Below are 18,373 nucleotides of genomic sequence, written 5' to 3' on the forward strand. Positions count from 1 at the left end.
GACTTATAATTTAAATCTAGAGAGTTCCTGTTTGAGATCGTTAGCTAAGTGACTGAGTTGGTCGGCTTGCGAGACTGCATCTGACGCATCAAGCGCCATCACGTCACTTACTTCACGCACCGACTCAGTATTGGCGTTGATTTCCGCGGTCACTAAAGATTGCTCTTCTGCGGCTGAGGCAATTTGAGTCGCCATGTCGCTGATCATCTGAATCGCTTCGCGTATTTGAGCCAAGCTTTCTCCGGCCATATCCACATCGTGTACGCTAGTTTTTGCCATATCGTGACTTTGTGTCATTACTTTAACAGCACCGCTAGTCGCTTGTTGTAAACGCTTGATCTTGTCTTCAATCTCTTCCGTTGAAGCATGAGTACGTTGTGACAATACTCGTACTTCGTCAGCAACCACCGCAAAACCACGACCTTGCTCTCCGGCCCTCGCTGCTTCAATTGCCGCATTGAGTGCAAGCAAATTAGTTTGCTCTGCGATCTCACGTATTGTCGCTAAGATTGACGCGATTTGTTGACCGTGTTCTTCAAGCTCACTAATGATAGAGACTGCGCTGGTTAACTCAATAGACAGCTCATTGATTGATGATTGACTCTTCGCCATTTGTTGGAAGCCTTGTTCGCTTAACTCAACAGAATGACTTGCACTTTTTGCTGTATTGTCTGCATTAGACGCGATTTCAGAGGTTGCTGTCGCCATTTCGGTTACAGCTGTTGCTACCATAGTGATCTCGTCTTGTTGTCGGCTTACGCTATCGCTACGTTTCAATGCGCTTGTGTTCGCATGTTCTGCACCGTTATTCATGGCAGTTGAAACTTGGGTAACATTTTTCATCATCTCATGTAGCCTATCGACAAACACATTGAACTTATCGGCAAGTTGCCCGACTTCATCTTGACTCGATACTTGGAGGCGTTGTGTTAAATCTCCTTCCCCTTCAGCAATATCAGCTAAAGCTTCGCTCACTCGTCCTAATTCCACCAATTGACGAGCGACAAACCACGACGTTGCCGCAGCCATAACGATCAATACGATCAATCCTGTCGTTACCTGACTGATCAGCATATCGAACAACGGTTGTTCTAATACGTCTTTGTCCATTTCAATCACAAGAAGCCAGTCGGTGCCTTTAATAGGCTCAGCCATGATGACGCGCTCATAACCATCAACTTTTGTAAAAATTGTCGTTAAGTTTTGTGCGGCACTATTTAATCCAGCAACACTTAATTCTGGTGCTATCTCTTTGACTTGCTTAAGGATGAAATCTTTATTCTTATGGGCAACGACCGTACCTTGCTTATCTATTAGGATCGCTCGCCCATTACCTGGAACCTGAATGGCCAAGACATCGTCAATAAGCTTGTCTAATGCGAGATTTGACGCCACCACACCAATAATCGAACCATTTTCGGTCACAGGATCAGTTAAGGTCACCACTAAGGTTTGCATAGTGACGCTTACATATGGCTTAGTAGTGACCGCGCGATTTTCTGCTAAAGTTTGTTTGTACCAACCTCGAGCTCTAGGGTCATAGCCCGCTTTATTTAATGAAGGATCGTGGCGAAACATCTCACCTTGTTTGTTACCGTAGTAACTCAACCCAAACCCACCAGACACAAGGGTTTGACGTAAGTGTGGCACTATATCTAATGACGGGTTAAGTTGAACTTGTTGTTTTAGTCCGTGTACTGCTTGTTTCTTATCATAAAACCAATCGCTGATGCCCTTTGCATGCGCTTGGAGTGTGTTTCGACTCTCACTCTCTATTGATTGCCAACTGTTACTTTGAAAAGTCTTATAACCCATAAAAAGAAGGATGGCAGATGTAACAGCAATCGCTAAAACTACAGAGAAAACCATTTTTCTCTTTAGACTAAATTGCATATTAAGAACCTCTTATAGAACAATTAAAGAAATATAAAGTTCTATGCTCTCACCTATATATATGAATTAAAGAGAGTTAACACTCATATAAATGAAACAAATTGAGTACAGTAATAATTTGTGACTTCTGTTTATTTACATATTACTCAGCCGACAAACTCAAAGTAACGCAGAGCAATGGTAAATAATGGCACAAGTGCGAAACAGGTGACATGAATAATGATTGAGTTGTTAAATAAGTGGGCTAGAAGGCAGGTTGTTCGGTGGTATATCTGAAACGAAAAAACCAGCCACTAGGACTGGTTTTTTCTGAAGATTGGAGGCGCCTCCCGGAGTCGAACCGAGGTCCACGGATTTGCAATCCGCTGCATAGCCACTCTGCCAAGGCGCCTTCAATGAGTGTTTTAAGAGAACTACTCTGTGATTTCTACCAAAAGTAGCAATCAAATAGATGGTGCCCCGGGCCGGACTTGAACCGGCACAGCGCGAACGCCGAGGGATTTTAAATCCCTTGTGTCTACCAATTCCACCACCAGGGCACGCAATTCTTTATTGCGATGCCGATTACTGAAAAGTAAAACACCATCTTAATGTCAAATGAATCAACATTACAAAATTTGGAGCGATACATCGGGTTCGAACCGATGACCTCAACCTTGGCAAGGTTGCGCTCTACCAACTGAGCTAGTATCGCATTGTCATTCTTCTGCTCATCCCTTTGTCTAAACAAAAAGAAGAAGAGAATGGAGGCGCCTCCCGGAGTCGAACCGAGGTCCACGGATTTGCAATCCGCTGCATAGCCACTCTGCCAAGGCGCCTTCTTACATCAACACTTTAGGGAGTTAAATAAGCTACCCCTGTGTTCGGGTGCTTACTTTACGGATTGAGGGAAGATAGTCAAACAAAAAAGTGAATTTAAATTCCGTTTGCTGACATTTAAATCAAATTGCTGCATGTTCGATCTCTTGAGTCAAAAAACACACAGCAAAAGGGATTTAATTGGAGTGATCGAACGCTACCACTTTTTCATAAAACGGCCAACAAGGCTTGGGTGGTAAGCCCAACAATGGTCAAACATGGTCATAAGTTGTGGGTTGCCGTACTTAGATAGGCTTACCGCGTGGAAACGGTTTTTGTGCTCTTTCAATTTTTCGACTTGAGCAATCATTTCGTCAGATTGTTTTGGTGCAATAAAATCAGAAAGCACAATCAAATCTGCGTTCTTGTATTTATCTCCGGTCATCAAATCAATTGACTTCATCAAAACAGGTTCTAGATCAGTACCACCGTGGAATGAGTAGCTTAAGAAGTCACTCGCTTCACGTAAACCATCTTGTTTTGTTAACTCATAGGTAATCTGCTCAGAAGAAAACAGAATCACGTAACAGTCTCGCTCTTCCGCGAGAGCGATTTGCATCAGGGCATAAGCCATTGCTTTGGCAGATTGCTCTGGAAATCCACTCATTGAACCTGAAGCATCCACACAAACGATGAACGGTCCTTTTTCAATATCGATATTCTTACTATCTGGCTTTTGCGCTTTCACTTTGCGTAAAGTACGAGATTTACCTTGAGATCGATAACTCAGTAAGCGCTTGTCCGCCAGATGTTTATAAAAGATAACTTCGAGCTCAGGATAAGCTAAGAACATAGTTTCGTTTGGTAGCATCTTGTTCAAGTCATCACTCTCGTGAATCCCGACAATATCATCTACCGCTTCATCGCTTTTCTCTTCAACCATCTGTAGCTCTTCTACAGGGGCTTTGTGTAGCGAAGGATCGTCTTCCTCACCCGCCATACGGCCGAGTTTTTCAGCTATTTCTTGCAGGCCTTTATGTTTATTTAAGAACTCTGCATGACGCTTCATTACGGTTAGGTCAGTTTTACTCAACTTAGCTGAAGCCATATCCCACAAGCGCCCTACGCTGCCTTCATCACCTGACTCAGTCACTTTGTCCATGTTCTTCATGGTTTCCATGCGCTGATAAAGATCCGCTAAGACTTTTTCTTTGCTTGTTTCAAGTTCGGTTACTTGAGCTTGCTTAATGGCTTCAGATAACGACTGATACCATTGATCACAAAAGTAATGTGGAAACATAGCGTTATAAACGCCTTTGTTGTTTTCCATTAAACGTCGTGCTTGTAGATAGAACGCAGAGTGCCACTCCAACTTTTTGATGACTCCGTCTATGTCATCAAAAAACTGGCCTTCATTCCAATAAATCACTTCTTGATAAAGTGCTATTTCCTCTTGGAAGCGGTCGGTCTCACACACTTTGGTCACGCGTTTTTTCACTTTTCCGCGCCATTTAACTAAATGGTTTTTTACCGATGTTTTGACGCCTTTGTTCTCAGCAGCCATCATAACTTGAGAACGAGCGATGAGATCATTCATCGCCGTATCAATGATGCCCGAATCAGCAACCATCAAAGCAAGGTTTAAGCCATCTGCTCCTAACATACTTGTCTCCCCTTACTCGAAGTACTGACTCATGAACTTGATGCGTTGAGCGATCTTACTGCTCTTCACTTTTGTCGTTTCAAGGTCTTGAGTTACTGCTTGTAAGCTTGATTCCATCGCTTTTGGTAGCTCTGGATCAATGTAGTTATGAGGTAATGCGTCGTGGAACTCGGTGCGGACTCTCTTTAACTTGAACTCAGCTTCAGTCAACTGTTCTAGTGCTCTCTCAGCGCCACTTAACCATTTGTTATACAATTCTTGATCTAACCCATCAGTCGTTACAACGCTAACCAACACAGAGCGGTTCGCAATATCTTTGATAACGAGCTGATTAGAGGCATCAAGATCCAACTTTAGACGACATAGATTTTTGTTTTCGTTGACGTAGCCGTAAATATCACCGTGCCCTTCTTTAAGAACACGGTCAAAATCATCTTTCGCCACGTATACCCAGCGGCTGTCACCTTTCTCTGATTCAGATACCGACATGTTGCTTTGCAGTAAGACCAGTTTCACTAAATTGTAAGCACTACCTACGCTGTACATCTTCGCGTTCTTAATATCATGTTGATACACGTCTTTACGTAACAAGCCACTGGTTGATTCCATCGATAACGAAACCGACAACGTCGATTCAACATCATCTTGAATTTCTTCTAGCTCTTCACGAGACATTTCGATTTGAGCTTTCGACTCTTGTTGGTCAAATGCTCGGTTAAGTGCGAAATCTTTTACAACACTACGAACCACATCACGCGACTCTGGGCTATGCCATAAGCAATCTTGCAGGAGCATGATATCTAATGGATTCACGCTATCTCTGCCACTGAAGAACGCACTCGCTTTCAACAGTTTGACGGCTTTCTTCCAGCGTCTGTCTGACACATACAGATCTGATTCTGAAGAGGAGCCTTGTTTCTTAACTGTCTCCTCAAGCATGGTTTTTAGTTCAAACAGCTTGTTGAAGGAATTATCTGTCAATTCCAACTTATCGAGTTCTTTCTGCCATTGGTGGTATTCAATGTCGGTAATCGCTAAACCTTTTGGAATCACGGCTTCTTGAGATGTACCAGTCGTCAGCATTGATTTGAAATTTTGCTTGTTTTGAATACGGTTTACAAACACACGGACTAGCATCCGGTCATACAGCGCTTCTAAGCCACTATCTTCATCTGGAAGTTCGTTGGATGCCGAGACTAATAAACGCATCGGCACACGTTCAATGTCACTGCCGTTTTTGAATGTTTTCTCATTAACTACTGTAAGTAACGTATTTAGGATGGCAGGACCAGCTTTCCAGATCTCATCAAGAAATACGACTTGCGCGGTTGGCAAGTAACCCTCAGTCAGTCTTACGTAACGTCCGTTGTCTTTTAATTCTTGGATACTTAGCGGGCCAAACACTTCCTCTGGAGTAGAGAAACGCGTCATCAGATATTCGAAGTAGCTGCTGTTGTCAAAAGCCTGTATGAGACGCTTAGCGATAAGGCTTTTTGCGATACCCGGAGGACCGAGTAAAAACACACTTTCACCCGCTAAAGCAGCCAGTAAACAAAGCTTAATCGTGTCTTCTCTTTCATAGACACCGTCAGACAGAGCTTGCGCTAATTTATTGATTCTTTCAGAGAGTAGCGCCTTGTCAGCATGTGAAGAAATAGAAGGGTTCATGCGTTACTCCGAAAATCTTTGAACAATTGAGAGTGTAGATATGTTTTTATACATTTGTTAGCACTTTGTTACAAGTGTATTTTATTATTGAGTTGCATTTATATCAGATGGTTACGGTCGTAATTTTGGCGCAATCATAAATTCCAAATATGAGAGTAACCTCACGAACGGTGTGAAACTAAATCGGTAACTGAGCCTAAATTTTCTTTTATTTTCGACACCATAGACGTTAAGGTGGTGCACGTCTTCAGTAACGCGATAAATTGACAAGGAATGTGGCAAGACTGCATGAGTAAAGTTATCCATCAATGGAAAAGTATTTCTCTAGTAGAAGAGAACGTGACGCTCCCTACGAACGTCGTGGTAAAGCATACAACAATACACCACCCTGGCGCGGCTGTTATTCTACCTATTACGTCGTCTGGAAAGATTATCCTCATTAACCAGTTTCGTCCTTCACTCAAAAAATGGCTATTAGAACTACCAGCTGGAACGATGGAAGTTAATGAGACACCACTTGAATGTGCACAACGCGAGCTCGAAGAAGAAACAGGCTACAGTGCCAAATCATTCCAAAGCTTAGGGCAAGTTACCCCACTTGCAGGGTTCTGTGATGAGATACAACACCTATTCGTCGCAAAAGACCTCAATCATACGACTCGCTTTGAGTGTGATGAAGATGAAGTAATAGAGGTCATCGAACTTAGCTTAAAAGAACTGCACGATAAAATTCGCTGCGATCAAATTACCGATACCAAAACCATCGCTTGTTTGAGCAAAGCACAACTATGTGGCTATTTATAAAACTCTAGGAGAGAAACATGGACTTTCGTTCTGATACCGTAACCAAACCTTCACAAGCTATGCGTGATGCAATGGCAAACGCAGATGTAGGTGACGATGTCTACGGAGATGACCCTACCGTAAATGAACTAGAGCAATGGGCCGCAACTGAAACAGGCTTTGAAGCTGCAATGTTCACTTCTTCGGGTACTCAAGCCAACCTTCTCGGTTTAATGGCGCACTGTGAGCGTGGTGACGAGTATCTGTGTGGCCAACAAGCTCACAACTACAAATACGAAGCTGGCGGCGCTGCAGTATTAGGCTCTATTCAACCTCAACCAATAGAGAACAACCCGGACGGCACATTAGATTTTAAAAAGCTTGCTTCTGCGATTAAGCCAGACGACAGTCATTTTGCGCGCACTAAACTTCTGAGCCTAGAAAATACGATCAATGGTAAAGTGCTGCCAATGTCATATTTAGCTAACGCTCGTGAGTTCGTAAACCAATATGGTTTACAAATGCACTTGGATGGCGCTCGTGTATACAACGCGGCAGCCGCTTTAAATGTCCACGTGAAAGAAATCGCACAGCACTTCGACTCGATGACGATTTGTTTATCAAAAGGTTTAGGCGCTCCGATCGGCTCACTGCTATTGGGCAACAAAGAGTACATCGCTAAAGCACGTCGTCTGCGTAAGATGGTTGGTGGGGGTATGCGTCAAGCCGGTATTCTTGCCGCTGCAGGCAAAATGGCACTAACAGAAAATGTTGCTCAACTAAAAGTCGATCACGAGAACGCAAAAAATCTAGCGATTGGTCTAAGCAAGCTAGAAGGCTTCTCTGTCAATCCTGACTTCATTCAAACCAACATCGTGTTTGCTAAATTAGATGAGTCTGTTGATATTAACCGCATCGCAAGTGAGCTGAGTGAACAAGGCATTACAATGTCGCCAGGCAACCCTGTTCGCTTTGTCACCCATAGAGATATTAGCGCAGAAGATATCGTGACTTTCTTACAAAAATTGGAAAATGTACTTTAACTTTAGGTTAATTTGTCATCGATAAACTATTAATGATGAAGCTTCTCTTCAAAGGGGAGCCTTTTTTCGTCTTAAAAAGAGTCATCAACCGTTCCTATAAGGAAAATAACACCTTTACACCAGCCTCAATGTCTTAAAAAACACCACATTAACGCCAACAAAACTAAATCTCGTTTTGTCCTATATAAATATCTTTAATAAATCATCCAAACATAGCAGGGTGACCTTTCCTCCCAAATTCAAGCGATATCCCGTGCGTTAAATAGAGTTAGGCTGGTGATGAAAAAAACCAAAATATGCATTCAGAACAACTTCGCTATATTTAATTGTCATTCGTACGGTAATTAGCGGTTAACATATTGCATTTATAAGATGTATTTTAAGGTGTTAATTTAAATAGAAAATAATTTTCAATTTCTAATAATTCATCATCCTTCATTGCTATTTCACTTCGCTCCATTGGATTTATCTACAAACATTTTAGACGTTGTATTTATTTTTTAGGACCATCACGTTAATAGAGTTATTTAGGTAAAGTCACCATAATCTAAGACTTTAAACAAACGCGTAGACCATAGTTTAAATTTTATCAATTCAATAAAAATTCTCAATCAAACTGGTACTTAGGTAAATTCTATGTATCTAATTGAATATGAAATTGTTATCTAAATTTTTGTATCACTCTTCCAACTCAAAATCATACGAAATCTCATACTTCTGAATAATAATCAACTTTTTTTACTACTTCGCCATTTTTTGTAGCTCTTATAGTTTTGTTAACCAAGCAACACGTTACATTCGATTAGGGAGAGGTGAGCTTATGTACAAAGTATGTTGGTTTCTTCATAGCCTCACTCTCTCCACGTTAATTTTGGGGTTGTCACTTTCATTTAATGTCAGCGCCAATACTTTAACGTTAGGAATTAACGACAAGATCAAAGATCGATGCGAAATAAATTTTTTCTCTGGCAACGTTATGAAATTTACCGAACATCTCGATGTTCAATCGTTACCTTTTAATGTGTATTGTAACCGCCCATTGGGTATAACGATTAACTCCAAATACGGTGGCCTAAAATATCAACAACAAGGCGTTGATATTATTGAAACTTATAATTTGTCATTACAAATAGATGAGCTTCGTCTTAACGAAAGTCGACACAGCAGTCAACTCTTATCACCTGTAATGATAGACAGTTCTGGTGTAATTCCTTTCTCTCAACAAGGGAGCCTTAGGGTTGCACTTGAAAATAGCTTGCACTTCGCAGGTTATTATAAAGACGTGATTGAAATCGAAGTTTATCCCTCGATTCATAGCGTGACAAAGTAAGACCTCTGCAATGTATCTGCAGAATAACAAATGCTCAGCAGTATTTGAGCCAATCATTTAAGATAAAGGAATTTCTAATGAAAAAGCTAACAATCTACGCAGCAACAGCCACTGCTATTTTTGGTGCTCAAGTTCAAGCCGCTCCTGGTGACGTCCAGTTAGTTGGTTTTGTTTCACCTGTATGTGAAGTTACCGGCCTTTCAACACAACTCATGGACTTTGGTAACGTGTCTCAAATTCAAAACATTTCTGTTGGCGGTCTGAACATGAAGTGTAATGACGTCGATGGTGCAACTGTGACACTAACAAGTGCTGAAGGTGGTCTAGAGTCAGACGATAGCGAAGACTACGCTCTTACCTACGATGCAACATTTAGCCCTTCGGGCCTAGCTCCTTTCACACTTAATGCTCCTGGGGGCCCAGGTCAAAATGATGTTTCAGTGAGTAACTCTTATGGTGGTTCTGGTGCATTAGCTACTGGTGTTGCCGCGACCATTGATATTGTTACGACAGAAACCTCGCCATGGGCAGGTGGCTACTCAGATACATTAACCGTAAATATTACCTCAAATTAGAGGTCAGTAAGTCGGAGGCCACTAGTTGGCCTCCGACTTAATCTGAATCTTAAACCTTACCGACATAAGTTTAGTTTGGAGCTCCTCGATATGTATAAATGGATCATGCAGAAATGGATTGTTCTTCTTTTATTGTCATTTACGTGTTTATCTGCCCATGCGTTCAAGGTAGAGCCGATGTCTATGGAAATGACACCGCTTGGTAAAAGGGCTCAAATGACAATGAGAGTGGATAATTCATCTACCGAACCACTAACAGTGGAATTGTCTCCAGTATTTATGACGATGAACGAATACGGGAAAGAAACTACGACGCCTGCAGATGACGAGCTATTAGTAATTCCGGTGACCGCGATTATTGAGCCTGGACGATCGCAATCAATTATGGTGCGATATTTAGGTGATCCTTCCATCACAGAATCAAAAGCGTATCGTATCGCTGTTAAACAGGTGAAGGTAGAGAGAGCGAGTAGCAACCAAGGACAAGTAAGTCTCTTGCTTCAGTTTAATACGCTGATCAACGTACGACCACAAAACACGACTTCTCAGTTAGAGATAAAAAGTATCGAGCAAAATGACAAGAACAACAAATGGGTTCTAGAAGTGCTTAACAGTGGTAATAGTTATGGTCGATTAACGAATACAACATGGAAAGTATCAGACGGTACACACTCAACGTATTTGAAAGGCGTAGAAATCGCCAAGCGCATTCCAGGAACTTTAGTGCTTCCGTATTCCACGCGTTTTTTTGAAATGATGCCACTTAAAAATTATGACTTTAAGACCCTATCGATTGAAATAGAACAGGATCAGTAGTGATGAGACGTTGTATTTTCGGAGGGCTCGTTTATTGCTTTTTATGTGCACAGACGTTTGGCATAACACTATTTCCAACCGTCATTGAGCTCAACACTGATCATAGAGCAACATCACAGCTGGTTGTGACTAATAATTCGACACAGACTCTCCCTCTTGAAGCCAACGTTCGCCGTTTGAATTTTTTATCCGATGGCACATTTGAAACATCGGAACTGTCGAATGAAGAAATGTTTGTGTTTCCTCCGGCTGCAATGCTAGCACCTGGGGAGCGTCAAGTATTCCGTATACAATGGTTGGGCAATAGATTACTCAAAACGTCTCAGAGTTACTTCATTCGCTTTAGTACCGCGAATATTAGCCAGAACAACGCCAAATTTGATATGCCGACAGGTTTAGCTACGGGTATCAACTTACAAGTTCATTACAATGCGCTATTGCATATTCACTCTTCTTCGCTTGAGCCAGACGTGAAATTGCACATAGGTGAAAAAGGGCAACTCACATTGACCAATACAGGGACGCGGTTTACCTACACATCGTTACTTAATTTTACAGGGCTTGAATCTCAAAACCAAAAAGTACACGAAGCTTTAGGTGAACAATTTGTCCCACCGCGCTCAACTATAACTTTGCCTTCTTCTTTAAATCACTTACCAGTGGGCACTTACCATGGGTATGAAAACTAGAACCTATCACAAGACATGGCATTTTTTGTATATCTTGGTATTGATACTTTTTTATTTTGCCGCCTTCATTCCTAACGTTTGGAGTCAAAAAATGGTATTGAATCCGACAGGGCGAGACATTCAACTCACCTCGTTACTAAGAATAAGTGACACTATATTGGGTGAAGCGGATATTATCATTACCGCTAACAATGAGATATTGCTGCCTAAAGAAAGCACTCTCACTCTCCTTTCTTCAGTGGTGACTCAAGAAGGTATCAATAAACTGAGTAACACGACAGATAACGAGATGTTGTCTCAACATCAATTTGAACTCGTAGGGTTAGGTCTTAGTTTCGACTTTTCGTCATTAGAATGTATCGTGACGGTACCGCCTGAATTTAGCTTAACACAGCAACTGTCGATGAATGGCGCGAATGATTTTTATAATTATGCAGAGCCAAGTATGTTCAGTGGGTACATTAACTTGGCCCTCTCCGCGAACGAGAGTCAATATATCGATCAAAACTCCTCAAGACAGGATCTTTATCGTAGCCAATTCGACTCCGCTCTTAACATTGGCTTTCTAAATTTTGAGTATGAATCCTATTTAGAAAACGGCTCATCGCAAGAATCGAGATACATAAGAGAAGGCTCTCGCCTAAACATTGATTTTGCCGAACAAGGTACACGACTGGTACTAGGCGATATGTACAACAGCGGTCAATCTTTTCAAGATAGCACCGACATTCTTGGTATTGGCTTAACTCGAGATTTCACCCTTATTCCAACTAGAAACGCGCGTCCAAGAGCTAATCAATCATTCACACTACAAAGAGCATCTAATGTCGATGTCTATATTGATGGGATCGCAGTTCAACGGTTAACCCTAGGGGCCGGTAGCTATAACCTTAGTGATATCCCTCTTGCGCAAGGTAGTAATGATATTGTGCTGGTCATCACCGATCGTTCGGGTAATGAAGAACGCATCGAGTTTTCGATTGCGACAGGTAACGACTTGCTCAATAGCGGCGAGTTCGAATATAGCATTATGTATGGAGCACCATCTGAATTACAGAATGGGCAAATCGAGTATCTAACCGACGAACGCATTTTGCATGGTTATATCGATGTGGGTATTAACCCTTGGTTAACTTTAGGCACTAATTTCCAATCCCGTGAAGATCTATACCAATATGGTGCCACCGCTTTAGTTGCTTCTACATGGGGTGTCACTGAATTCAATGCTTCACGTAGCGAACACCCTACATTTGGAACTGGCGATGCTTATAAATTTGCTTTCGATGCAGAGTTTTCCAGTGCAAATACGCTGACCCCACAACTAAGTGTAAGTTACGAATATCTAACCAATAACTTTACGGGTGTGACAGGATTTGATGCTTCCAATGTCGATATAAACTTAACCACCCATTTTGCCTCAGCATTCGGCTCCATTTATCTAGGCCAGTCTTTACGCGCGGCTATGACCCTCAACTACCGAACAGGAGTCGATGAAGAGAACGATTATTGGTTGATCAGTCCGAGCCTATCAGCAGGGCTATTTGATACTCCCGCTACATGGAGTGCACGCTTGAGCTATCAACATAACGCAACCGAAGACGATGACATTAGTACCACAGTCACAATAAGTTGGCCTCTTAGCCGACAAACTCGCGTAGTCGGTCGTTACACAACAGAGCTCAACGAAGCAGCATTAGATTACAGTTATCAAAATAATATTGGTAACACCGGCGGTATATCAGGCTTTGCAAGTATTGTAACTAACGAAGAAACAGATGCAGATATGGATGCCGGTATTAACTATACGGCCAACCGTTATGAATTGAATGCGACTCACGCTTCACGGCTTGAAGATATTAGTGGTGAAACACGAAACCATAGTACAGACGTGACGATCAGCAGCGCACTTGCTTTTGCAGGTTCATCTGTGACGATCGGCAGACCAGTTCGTGAAGCATTTGCGATTGTTAGCAAACATAAAAGCCTTAAAGAGAATGATCTGGCTATCGACCCGACAAAAGATGCTGAGTACGCACGTGTCTATCTTAGAGGAGATGGCAATGCTATGGTCCCTGATCTTGTTGCTTATAATGGCCAAGTGATCGGTTACGAAGTCGATAACTTACCGCCTGGGTATGACTTAGGTGATGGTGCGTTCTGGGTTAAGCCTGGTTATAAACAGGGCTACCAACTACAGATAGGCTCCGATGCTGTCTTAACCGTTATTGGCAAGCTATTCGATCGTCAAAGTAACAACCCTATTTCACTTGTCGCAGGCGTAGCACATTACCTTGGTGAAGCAAAACAATTACCGATTGATTTCTTTACTAATCGTAACGGAATTTTTGCAATCTCTGGATTAAAGCCAGGTAAATATCAATTGGTACTCGACACCAAAGGACAGGAATCAGTCATCATCACCCTCAGTGAACGCAGTGACAACTTGATAAGACTAGGAGATGTGTATGTGGAATAAACAACTTCTTTGTGGAGCATTAAGCCTCATCGCCATAAGCCATGTTTCTTCTGCATTTGCGTGTGAAGCTAGTGCATTGGCTATTCAACCCGTCTCCTCACAATCACAGTATGACGTTTTCAGCGCAGGGAATTTTGCGACAATAAATACTTACCGTATAGATGCAAACATAATCGGCGAACCCTGTGAGTTGAGCCTGATTTTACAACTTAGCGATACAAGTCGGTCGTTAAAAGGGTCAAACCAAGACAGGCTCAACTTTGAATGGAGTGGGTTCGTTGGCATGCCTGTGGCTAATCAGTGGCATCTGTCATTAACCGACAGTCAACAATCCGCAACGATACAAATGCGCTTTCCAAGCAAACAATGGTTAGAGTCAGGAACCTATCGAGGACTTTTAGAGGTCTCGCCTTCTTATACTTCAGACAACAAACAAATAGAAATCAGCCCAAGCTCACTGCCTGTTTCAGTTAACGTCCCACCCGCTGCAAAAATTCACTTTTATGGGCTAACCCAACAACACTATGACCTTGATCTCGGTACATTATATTCAAATAAAGTGATTCGTTCTGCACCTAACTTGTGGGTTCAAAGTAATACAGGCTATACCATTGTTTTGGAATCAGCTTATCAAGGAAAGTTACGCCATGAATCAAATGACACTAAATGGGACATCCCATATCAACTCTCCCTAGATAATGACAGAGTAAACCTTGATCAGTTGGATGCACGAATCCAACGTCTTGCTTCGACAATTGGTCAGCCTATTCCTTTGAGTTTTGTCATTGGAGAAACAGAGAATAAACCAGGAGGGCAATATGACGACACATTACAAATTTCTATTGAACCTCGCCTTTCACAACAACCGTAAATATGTAATTATATAAAAAATGAGACATTGCACCCAATTATATAAAATCCAACATCATAAAATTAAAAATCAATTGTTAGTTGCGGAGTAAGTTATGTATGACCATAAGAATAATTTAAAACACATACTCCTAATTGGTGACAACGGTATTAACAACCAGTTTATCCAACGAGAAATAGAAAAATACAGTGATTTCTCCTTTAATAGGGAATGTATTTTAGATATTGAACGTTCACTTAATCATAAAGAATTTGATGTCGTTATCATTAGCTATTTATTGTTGACCGATATAAAAGATATCAACGTCACTCTATCAAACCTAGAGTCCAGTAAGTGGGTGGTCTATGACGTTCCTGAAGATATCACAGGACAAAGCATTACCGTAATGCAATTATTCAATTTATTTAATTTAAAAGGGGTAATCTATCAAGATGCGCCTATCGATCACCTTACACGTTGTTTGAAAACAGTATGTGACGATGATTTATGGTTACCGAGAAAGCTGATGTCACATATTTTGTCCAATGCACGCTCGTATACTGTCAAGTCGGAGGTAATACTGTCCAGCCTAACAAAAAGAGAAATTCAAATATTTAAACGAGTCATTAGAGGTGATTCAAATTTAGAAATATCAAGCGACCTGTTTATTTCAGAAAGCACGGTAAAAACACATGTATACAACATATATAAGAAAATCAATGTTACTAATCGAAAAGAAGCAATAAAAAAAGCAAATTTTATCAATAGTTTAGAATCTATTATACAACCAGATGTAAAATTCAAGGCATGACTATAGATATAAAAATCAATTGAAGCCTTAATCTTCCAATTCATCAGACGCTTCACTATTTTACCTTAAACAAGCATTCCTCAGAAAGTTTGCTAGAAAGGATTAAAAACCGCTAACTCACAAATTCATACGTTGACGTAATGAAGGTTCGACTAAGTCAAAGTTGGACAAAATTTAAAGATGTTGCTGTTACTTAAGCGTCACAACAGACATGAATTCATCTTTACCTCACCTCCCTACTAAGAATTAATTCTAGAGTCGATTGTAACGATTTTTTGAAACCAAACATCTAAAAACAACTAAATCCTCTCTAAATATGTGTAATCCCACCGACCCTACAAAAGTGACATTTAATAATAATTATTAAATATCAATAACTTAATTAAAAACCATAAAGTCATTTTTTGTCATTAGCCTTATTTTCCGGTTCCATGAATAATTCACCTCTCATTCATGAGTTCAAGCCAATACGTCGAACTCTCTAATGTGATGTCGATACCAGCAATCCAATCACCTCAGGTCGAATCGCATGTTTTTGAATTGATTTAATAGAACGGATTTCTAACCATACGACAAGGAAAGTTGAAGGTAAGCCTAATATTGAGATTGTTATGAACGCGACAAAAATGTCTTTAATTGCCCTGACAGCTATACTTACAGCCTCGGTAACAGCGACTGTACATGCGGTAGAGTGGGATCAACTCAGCGGCGAAATACTCTTCGCTACTCTCTACACACACTCAGATTCAAATCTCTACACCGAGGGCAACCCAAATTTAGGTAAAAAATCAAACCGCGGCGACTATGGTGACAAGGCCATTTTTACTCCTCTGGGAAATTTGAATTTTGATTTCGGTGCAGATCGAACTCACCGTTTATATGTGGGTACATCTCGTGATGATTTATCGGTCGGTACGCTGGCATTCGAGTTTGGTTACCAAAAACAATTAGACTCGGGCACAACCGTTGATGTGGCCTACTTGCCAACCGTAATTCCAGGCGAAGTATGGACTAACCCATATGAAATCGACGAAAGCCGCACGAAAACCGATGTTGATGGCGGTGCTGTACGCATGAAATTAAGTAACCTTTCACAAACGAATATTTCGCTAGATATGGCATACGCCTACGCAGACGTAGAGGAAGACAATGTCCCTAGTCAGCTTCTAGAGCGAGATAGCCAGGCGTACTTCATTAAAGCTCAGTACCTTTCGATGTTAAGCCGTCAATCGGGCATCAATTACGGTTTAAGCTACACGTTCCATGATGCTTATGGCAAAGCAAATCAACACAACAGATATGGTATTGAAGCATCGTACTTCTTTGTATCTTCATCGTATGCTGTAGCTATCACAGGTAACTACGCTCACAGCGATTACCGTGCAGATAATCCAATATTCGATCAAAGCAGAACCGACAATAGTTATAGATTATTCATCGCTTATGAGTACAAAGATCTTGGAAGTTGGGAAAATTGGAGCATCGCGACGTTTACCGGAACTCGAAAGAACCACTCAAACATAGACTTCTTTACACATCGAGAATGGTTAGTGTCAGCTTCTTTAAACTACGCCTTCTGATCGGTTTCACAAGTTGGTTCACTTATCAGTTAGTATCACGATCGCCTTAGCGAAATACTGACTGGTACTAAAACCTATAAATTTGATGACGATATGACGACTAAAGTGCCATAATTAAATAAGTTTCTATTCCGCAATTTGCCCACTTATTATTAATTTATGACCAAACTCACTTTAGAGCCACCTGTGTACCTTATTGGTGAATACTTGTACTCATCAACCTCAGGAGTTTTATCCAAAAACCAAGTTCTGACTCAATTAAGAGCAAAAGAATCGGCTTTGTTGAATGCGTTGATCAAACGAGTTCCTGATGTACTATCTAGAGAAAACATAGTTAAGGAACTTTACGAAAACACGTATGCCACAGACGTAACGATCAACCAATTGGTCAAACGATTAAGAACTGCTCTGGGTGATGATAAACGTTCATTGATTCGTACGATCCCCAAGACAGGGTATTTGTTGGCTATCGAACCGAAATTAGTCAAAAACAACACTGAGACTTGCTCAGTGGAAGCAGCATTCATAGCTCCCGTTGCCAACCACTTACCATTGGAAGTTCAAGCAGAAGAATCCAAGCCTTTAGAGTCGCATAAAATCGTACAGCAAGACGAAATCCGTTTACAACGTTTTGGAGCCCTTGTCGTGATTGGTTGTTTACTAGCGATTGCGATTGGCTACCGGTTAGCTTCTTTGCTTACCCCACCAATACGATATCTAGAACGAGTTTCTATAATCGAAGCAGAAAACCAGCACATCGATACCCTATCCCAAACGCCTACAATAGTAATAGATGAAAACCGCCAGGTTGAGGCTATATATTTAAAAGACGATGAAGTAACCGTTCATTGCACTTATCAAGAGCAAGTTACCTTATGCGATTAAAATCCAAACATCATAAAGTTCTCGTAATCTGGACCGTTTGTGTGGTCGTTGGTTTTCTCTTATTCCAACTCAGCTACACACCAACGAAACCATTTACTGGCTTTTGGAGCGGACACTCGGTCGTTAATTATGGCGAACGCTCTCTGCTTATCAACACACAACTGATCATCGATAGCCCTGAATCAGAAAGTGCTCGCTTAATTACCACATTCGAACCCAAATCCGATGTTACTACGCCTTTTCAAACCAGCGTTACCAGCAACATACAAGTGCAAAGACGAGTCGACTCAAAAGTCACCTTCTCATTAACTGAACTGAATTACACCAATAAGGAAGCGCTTGAAATTTACTTAAACCGTGAGTTACCGCAGACGGGCAGCTTAGTTTCAGGTGAGTCATGGGCGGTCGATGACGATGAAATATTCATGTATTTAACCCTCGCATTCGGCGAGAAGATGGGCGTAATTCTCAAGCGTCATCAATAGTTGTTGGAAAAATGAAGACTTACCCATG

General features: G+C 41.3%; 15 protein-coding genes and 4 tRNA genes. 12 read left to right on the plus strand and 7 right to left on the minus strand.

From position 1 onward, the window contains the following. Nucleotides 1-3: 3 nt before the first annotated feature. The 7 genes from OCW38_RS18510 to OCW38_RS18540 form a co-directional block, all read right to left on the minus strand. Nucleotides 4-1,893 carry a methyl-accepting chemotaxis protein gene (locus OCW38_RS18510; protein WP_010429970.1) on the minus strand — a complete coding sequence of 630 codons (1,890 nt, stop codon included), beginning with the start codon at nt 1,891-1,893 and terminating at the stop codon, nt 4-6. A gap of 317 nt (nt 1,894-2,210) precedes the next feature. After that, nucleotides 2,211-2,284: transfer RNA gene (locus OCW38_RS18515), tRNA-Cys, on the minus strand. 61 nt (nt 2,285-2,345) lie between these two features. Then, nucleotides 2,346-2,432: transfer RNA gene (locus OCW38_RS18520), tRNA-Leu, on the minus strand. A gap of 79 nt (nt 2,433-2,511) precedes the next feature. Then, nucleotides 2,512-2,587: transfer RNA gene (locus OCW38_RS18525), tRNA-Gly, on the minus strand. A 50-nt stretch (nt 2,588-2,637) separates the two neighbouring features. Next, nucleotides 2,638-2,711, minus strand: a tRNA-Cys gene (locus OCW38_RS18530). A 197-nt stretch (nt 2,712-2,908) separates the two neighbouring features. Next, on the minus strand, nt 2,909-4,354 hold the full coding sequence (gene viaA / locus OCW38_RS18535) for an ATPase RavA stimulator ViaA (RefSeq protein ID WP_010429977.1): 1,446 nt from the start codon (nt 4,352-4,354) through the stop codon (nt 2,909-2,911). Nucleotides 4,355-4,366: 12 nt separating this feature from the next. Further along, entirely contained in the window at nt 4,367-6,022 is a 1,656-nt protein-coding gene (locus tag OCW38_RS18540; protein WP_010429979.1) for an ATPase RavA domain-containing protein, read from the minus strand. Nucleotides 6,023-6,310: 288 nt separating this feature from the next. Between OCW38_RS18540 and OCW38_RS18545 the strand changes: the two genes are divergently transcribed. The 12 genes from OCW38_RS18545 to OCW38_RS18600 all read left to right on the plus strand — a co-directional run bounded on the left by OCW38_RS18545 (nt 6,311) and on the right by OCW38_RS18600 (nt 18,345). Further along, complete coding sequence (locus tag OCW38_RS18545) at nt 6,311-6,826, plus strand: NUDIX hydrolase (RefSeq protein ID WP_016768092.1); 516 nt, start codon at nt 6,311-6,313, stop codon at nt 6,824-6,826. Nucleotides 6,827-6,843: 17 nt separating this feature from the next. Beyond that, nucleotides 6,844-7,848, plus strand: coding sequence for a low-specificity L-threonine aldolase (gene ltaE / locus OCW38_RS18550; protein ID WP_016768093.1), 1,005 nt, complete (start codon nt 6,844-6,846; stop codon nt 7,846-7,848). A gap of 820 nt (nt 7,849-8,668) precedes the next feature. Next, nucleotides 8,669-9,178: a hypothetical protein gene (locus tag OCW38_RS18555; protein WP_261896461.1), complete on the plus strand. Its 510-nt coding sequence runs from the start codon at nt 8,669-8,671 to the stop codon at nt 9,176-9,178. A 77-nt stretch (nt 9,179-9,255) separates the two neighbouring features. Beyond that, nucleotides 9,256-9,753, plus strand: a complete 498-nt coding sequence (locus tag OCW38_RS18560) for a hypothetical protein (RefSeq protein ID WP_010429987.1) — start codon at nt 9,256-9,258, stop codon at nt 9,751-9,753. A gap of 90 nt (nt 9,754-9,843) precedes the next feature. Continuing rightward, nucleotides 9,844-10,569 carry a fimbrial biogenesis chaperone gene (locus OCW38_RS18565; RefSeq protein ID WP_010429989.1) on the plus strand — a complete coding sequence of 242 codons (726 nt, stop codon included), beginning with the start codon at nt 9,844-9,846 and terminating at the stop codon, nt 10,567-10,569. 2 nt (nt 10,570-10,571) lie between these two features. Next, nucleotides 10,572-11,258 (plus strand): fimbrial biogenesis chaperone, encoded by a 687-nt coding sequence (locus tag OCW38_RS18570; RefSeq protein ID WP_010429992.1) that lies wholly within the window; start codon nt 10,572-10,574, stop codon nt 11,256-11,258. 91 nt (nt 11,259-11,349) lie between these two features. Next, nucleotides 11,350-13,734: a fimbria/pilus outer membrane usher protein gene (locus OCW38_RS18575; protein ID WP_010429994.1), complete on the plus strand. Its 2,385-nt coding sequence runs from the start codon at nt 11,350-11,352 to the stop codon at nt 13,732-13,734. Then, nucleotides 13,724-14,605 carry a hypothetical protein gene (locus tag OCW38_RS18580; protein ID WP_010429997.1) on the plus strand — a complete coding sequence of 294 codons (882 nt, stop codon included), beginning with the start codon at nt 13,724-13,726 and terminating at the stop codon, nt 14,603-14,605. Before OCW38_RS18575 ends, OCW38_RS18580 begins: the two co-directional genes overlap by 11 nt. Before the next feature lie 94 nt (nt 14,606-14,699). After that, nucleotides 14,700-15,395 (plus strand): helix-turn-helix transcriptional regulator, encoded by a 696-nt coding sequence (locus OCW38_RS18585; protein ID WP_010430000.1) that lies wholly within the window; start codon nt 14,700-14,702, stop codon nt 15,393-15,395. A gap of 611 nt (nt 15,396-16,006) precedes the next feature. Beyond that, nucleotides 16,007-16,975 carry a DUF2860 family protein gene (locus OCW38_RS18590; RefSeq protein WP_010430002.1) on the plus strand — a complete coding sequence of 323 codons (969 nt, stop codon included), beginning with the start codon at nt 16,007-16,009 and terminating at the stop codon, nt 16,973-16,975. 159 nt (nt 16,976-17,134) lie between these two features. Further along, nucleotides 17,135-17,860: a winged helix-turn-helix domain-containing protein gene (locus OCW38_RS18595; RefSeq protein WP_016768095.1), complete on the plus strand. Its 726-nt coding sequence runs from the start codon at nt 17,135-17,137 to the stop codon at nt 17,858-17,860. Then, complete coding sequence (locus OCW38_RS18600) at nt 17,851-18,345, plus strand: hypothetical protein (RefSeq protein ID WP_010430006.1); 495 nt, start codon at nt 17,851-17,853, stop codon at nt 18,343-18,345. Before OCW38_RS18595 ends, OCW38_RS18600 begins: the two co-directional genes overlap by 10 nt. Nucleotides 18,346-18,373: the final 28 nt, after the last annotated feature.

Origin of the sequence: Vibrio cyclitrophicus (assembly GCF_024347435.1) — a bacterium.
GTDB classification, from domain to species: Bacteria; Pseudomonadota; Gammaproteobacteria; order Enterobacterales; family Vibrionaceae; genus Vibrio; species Vibrio cyclitrophicus.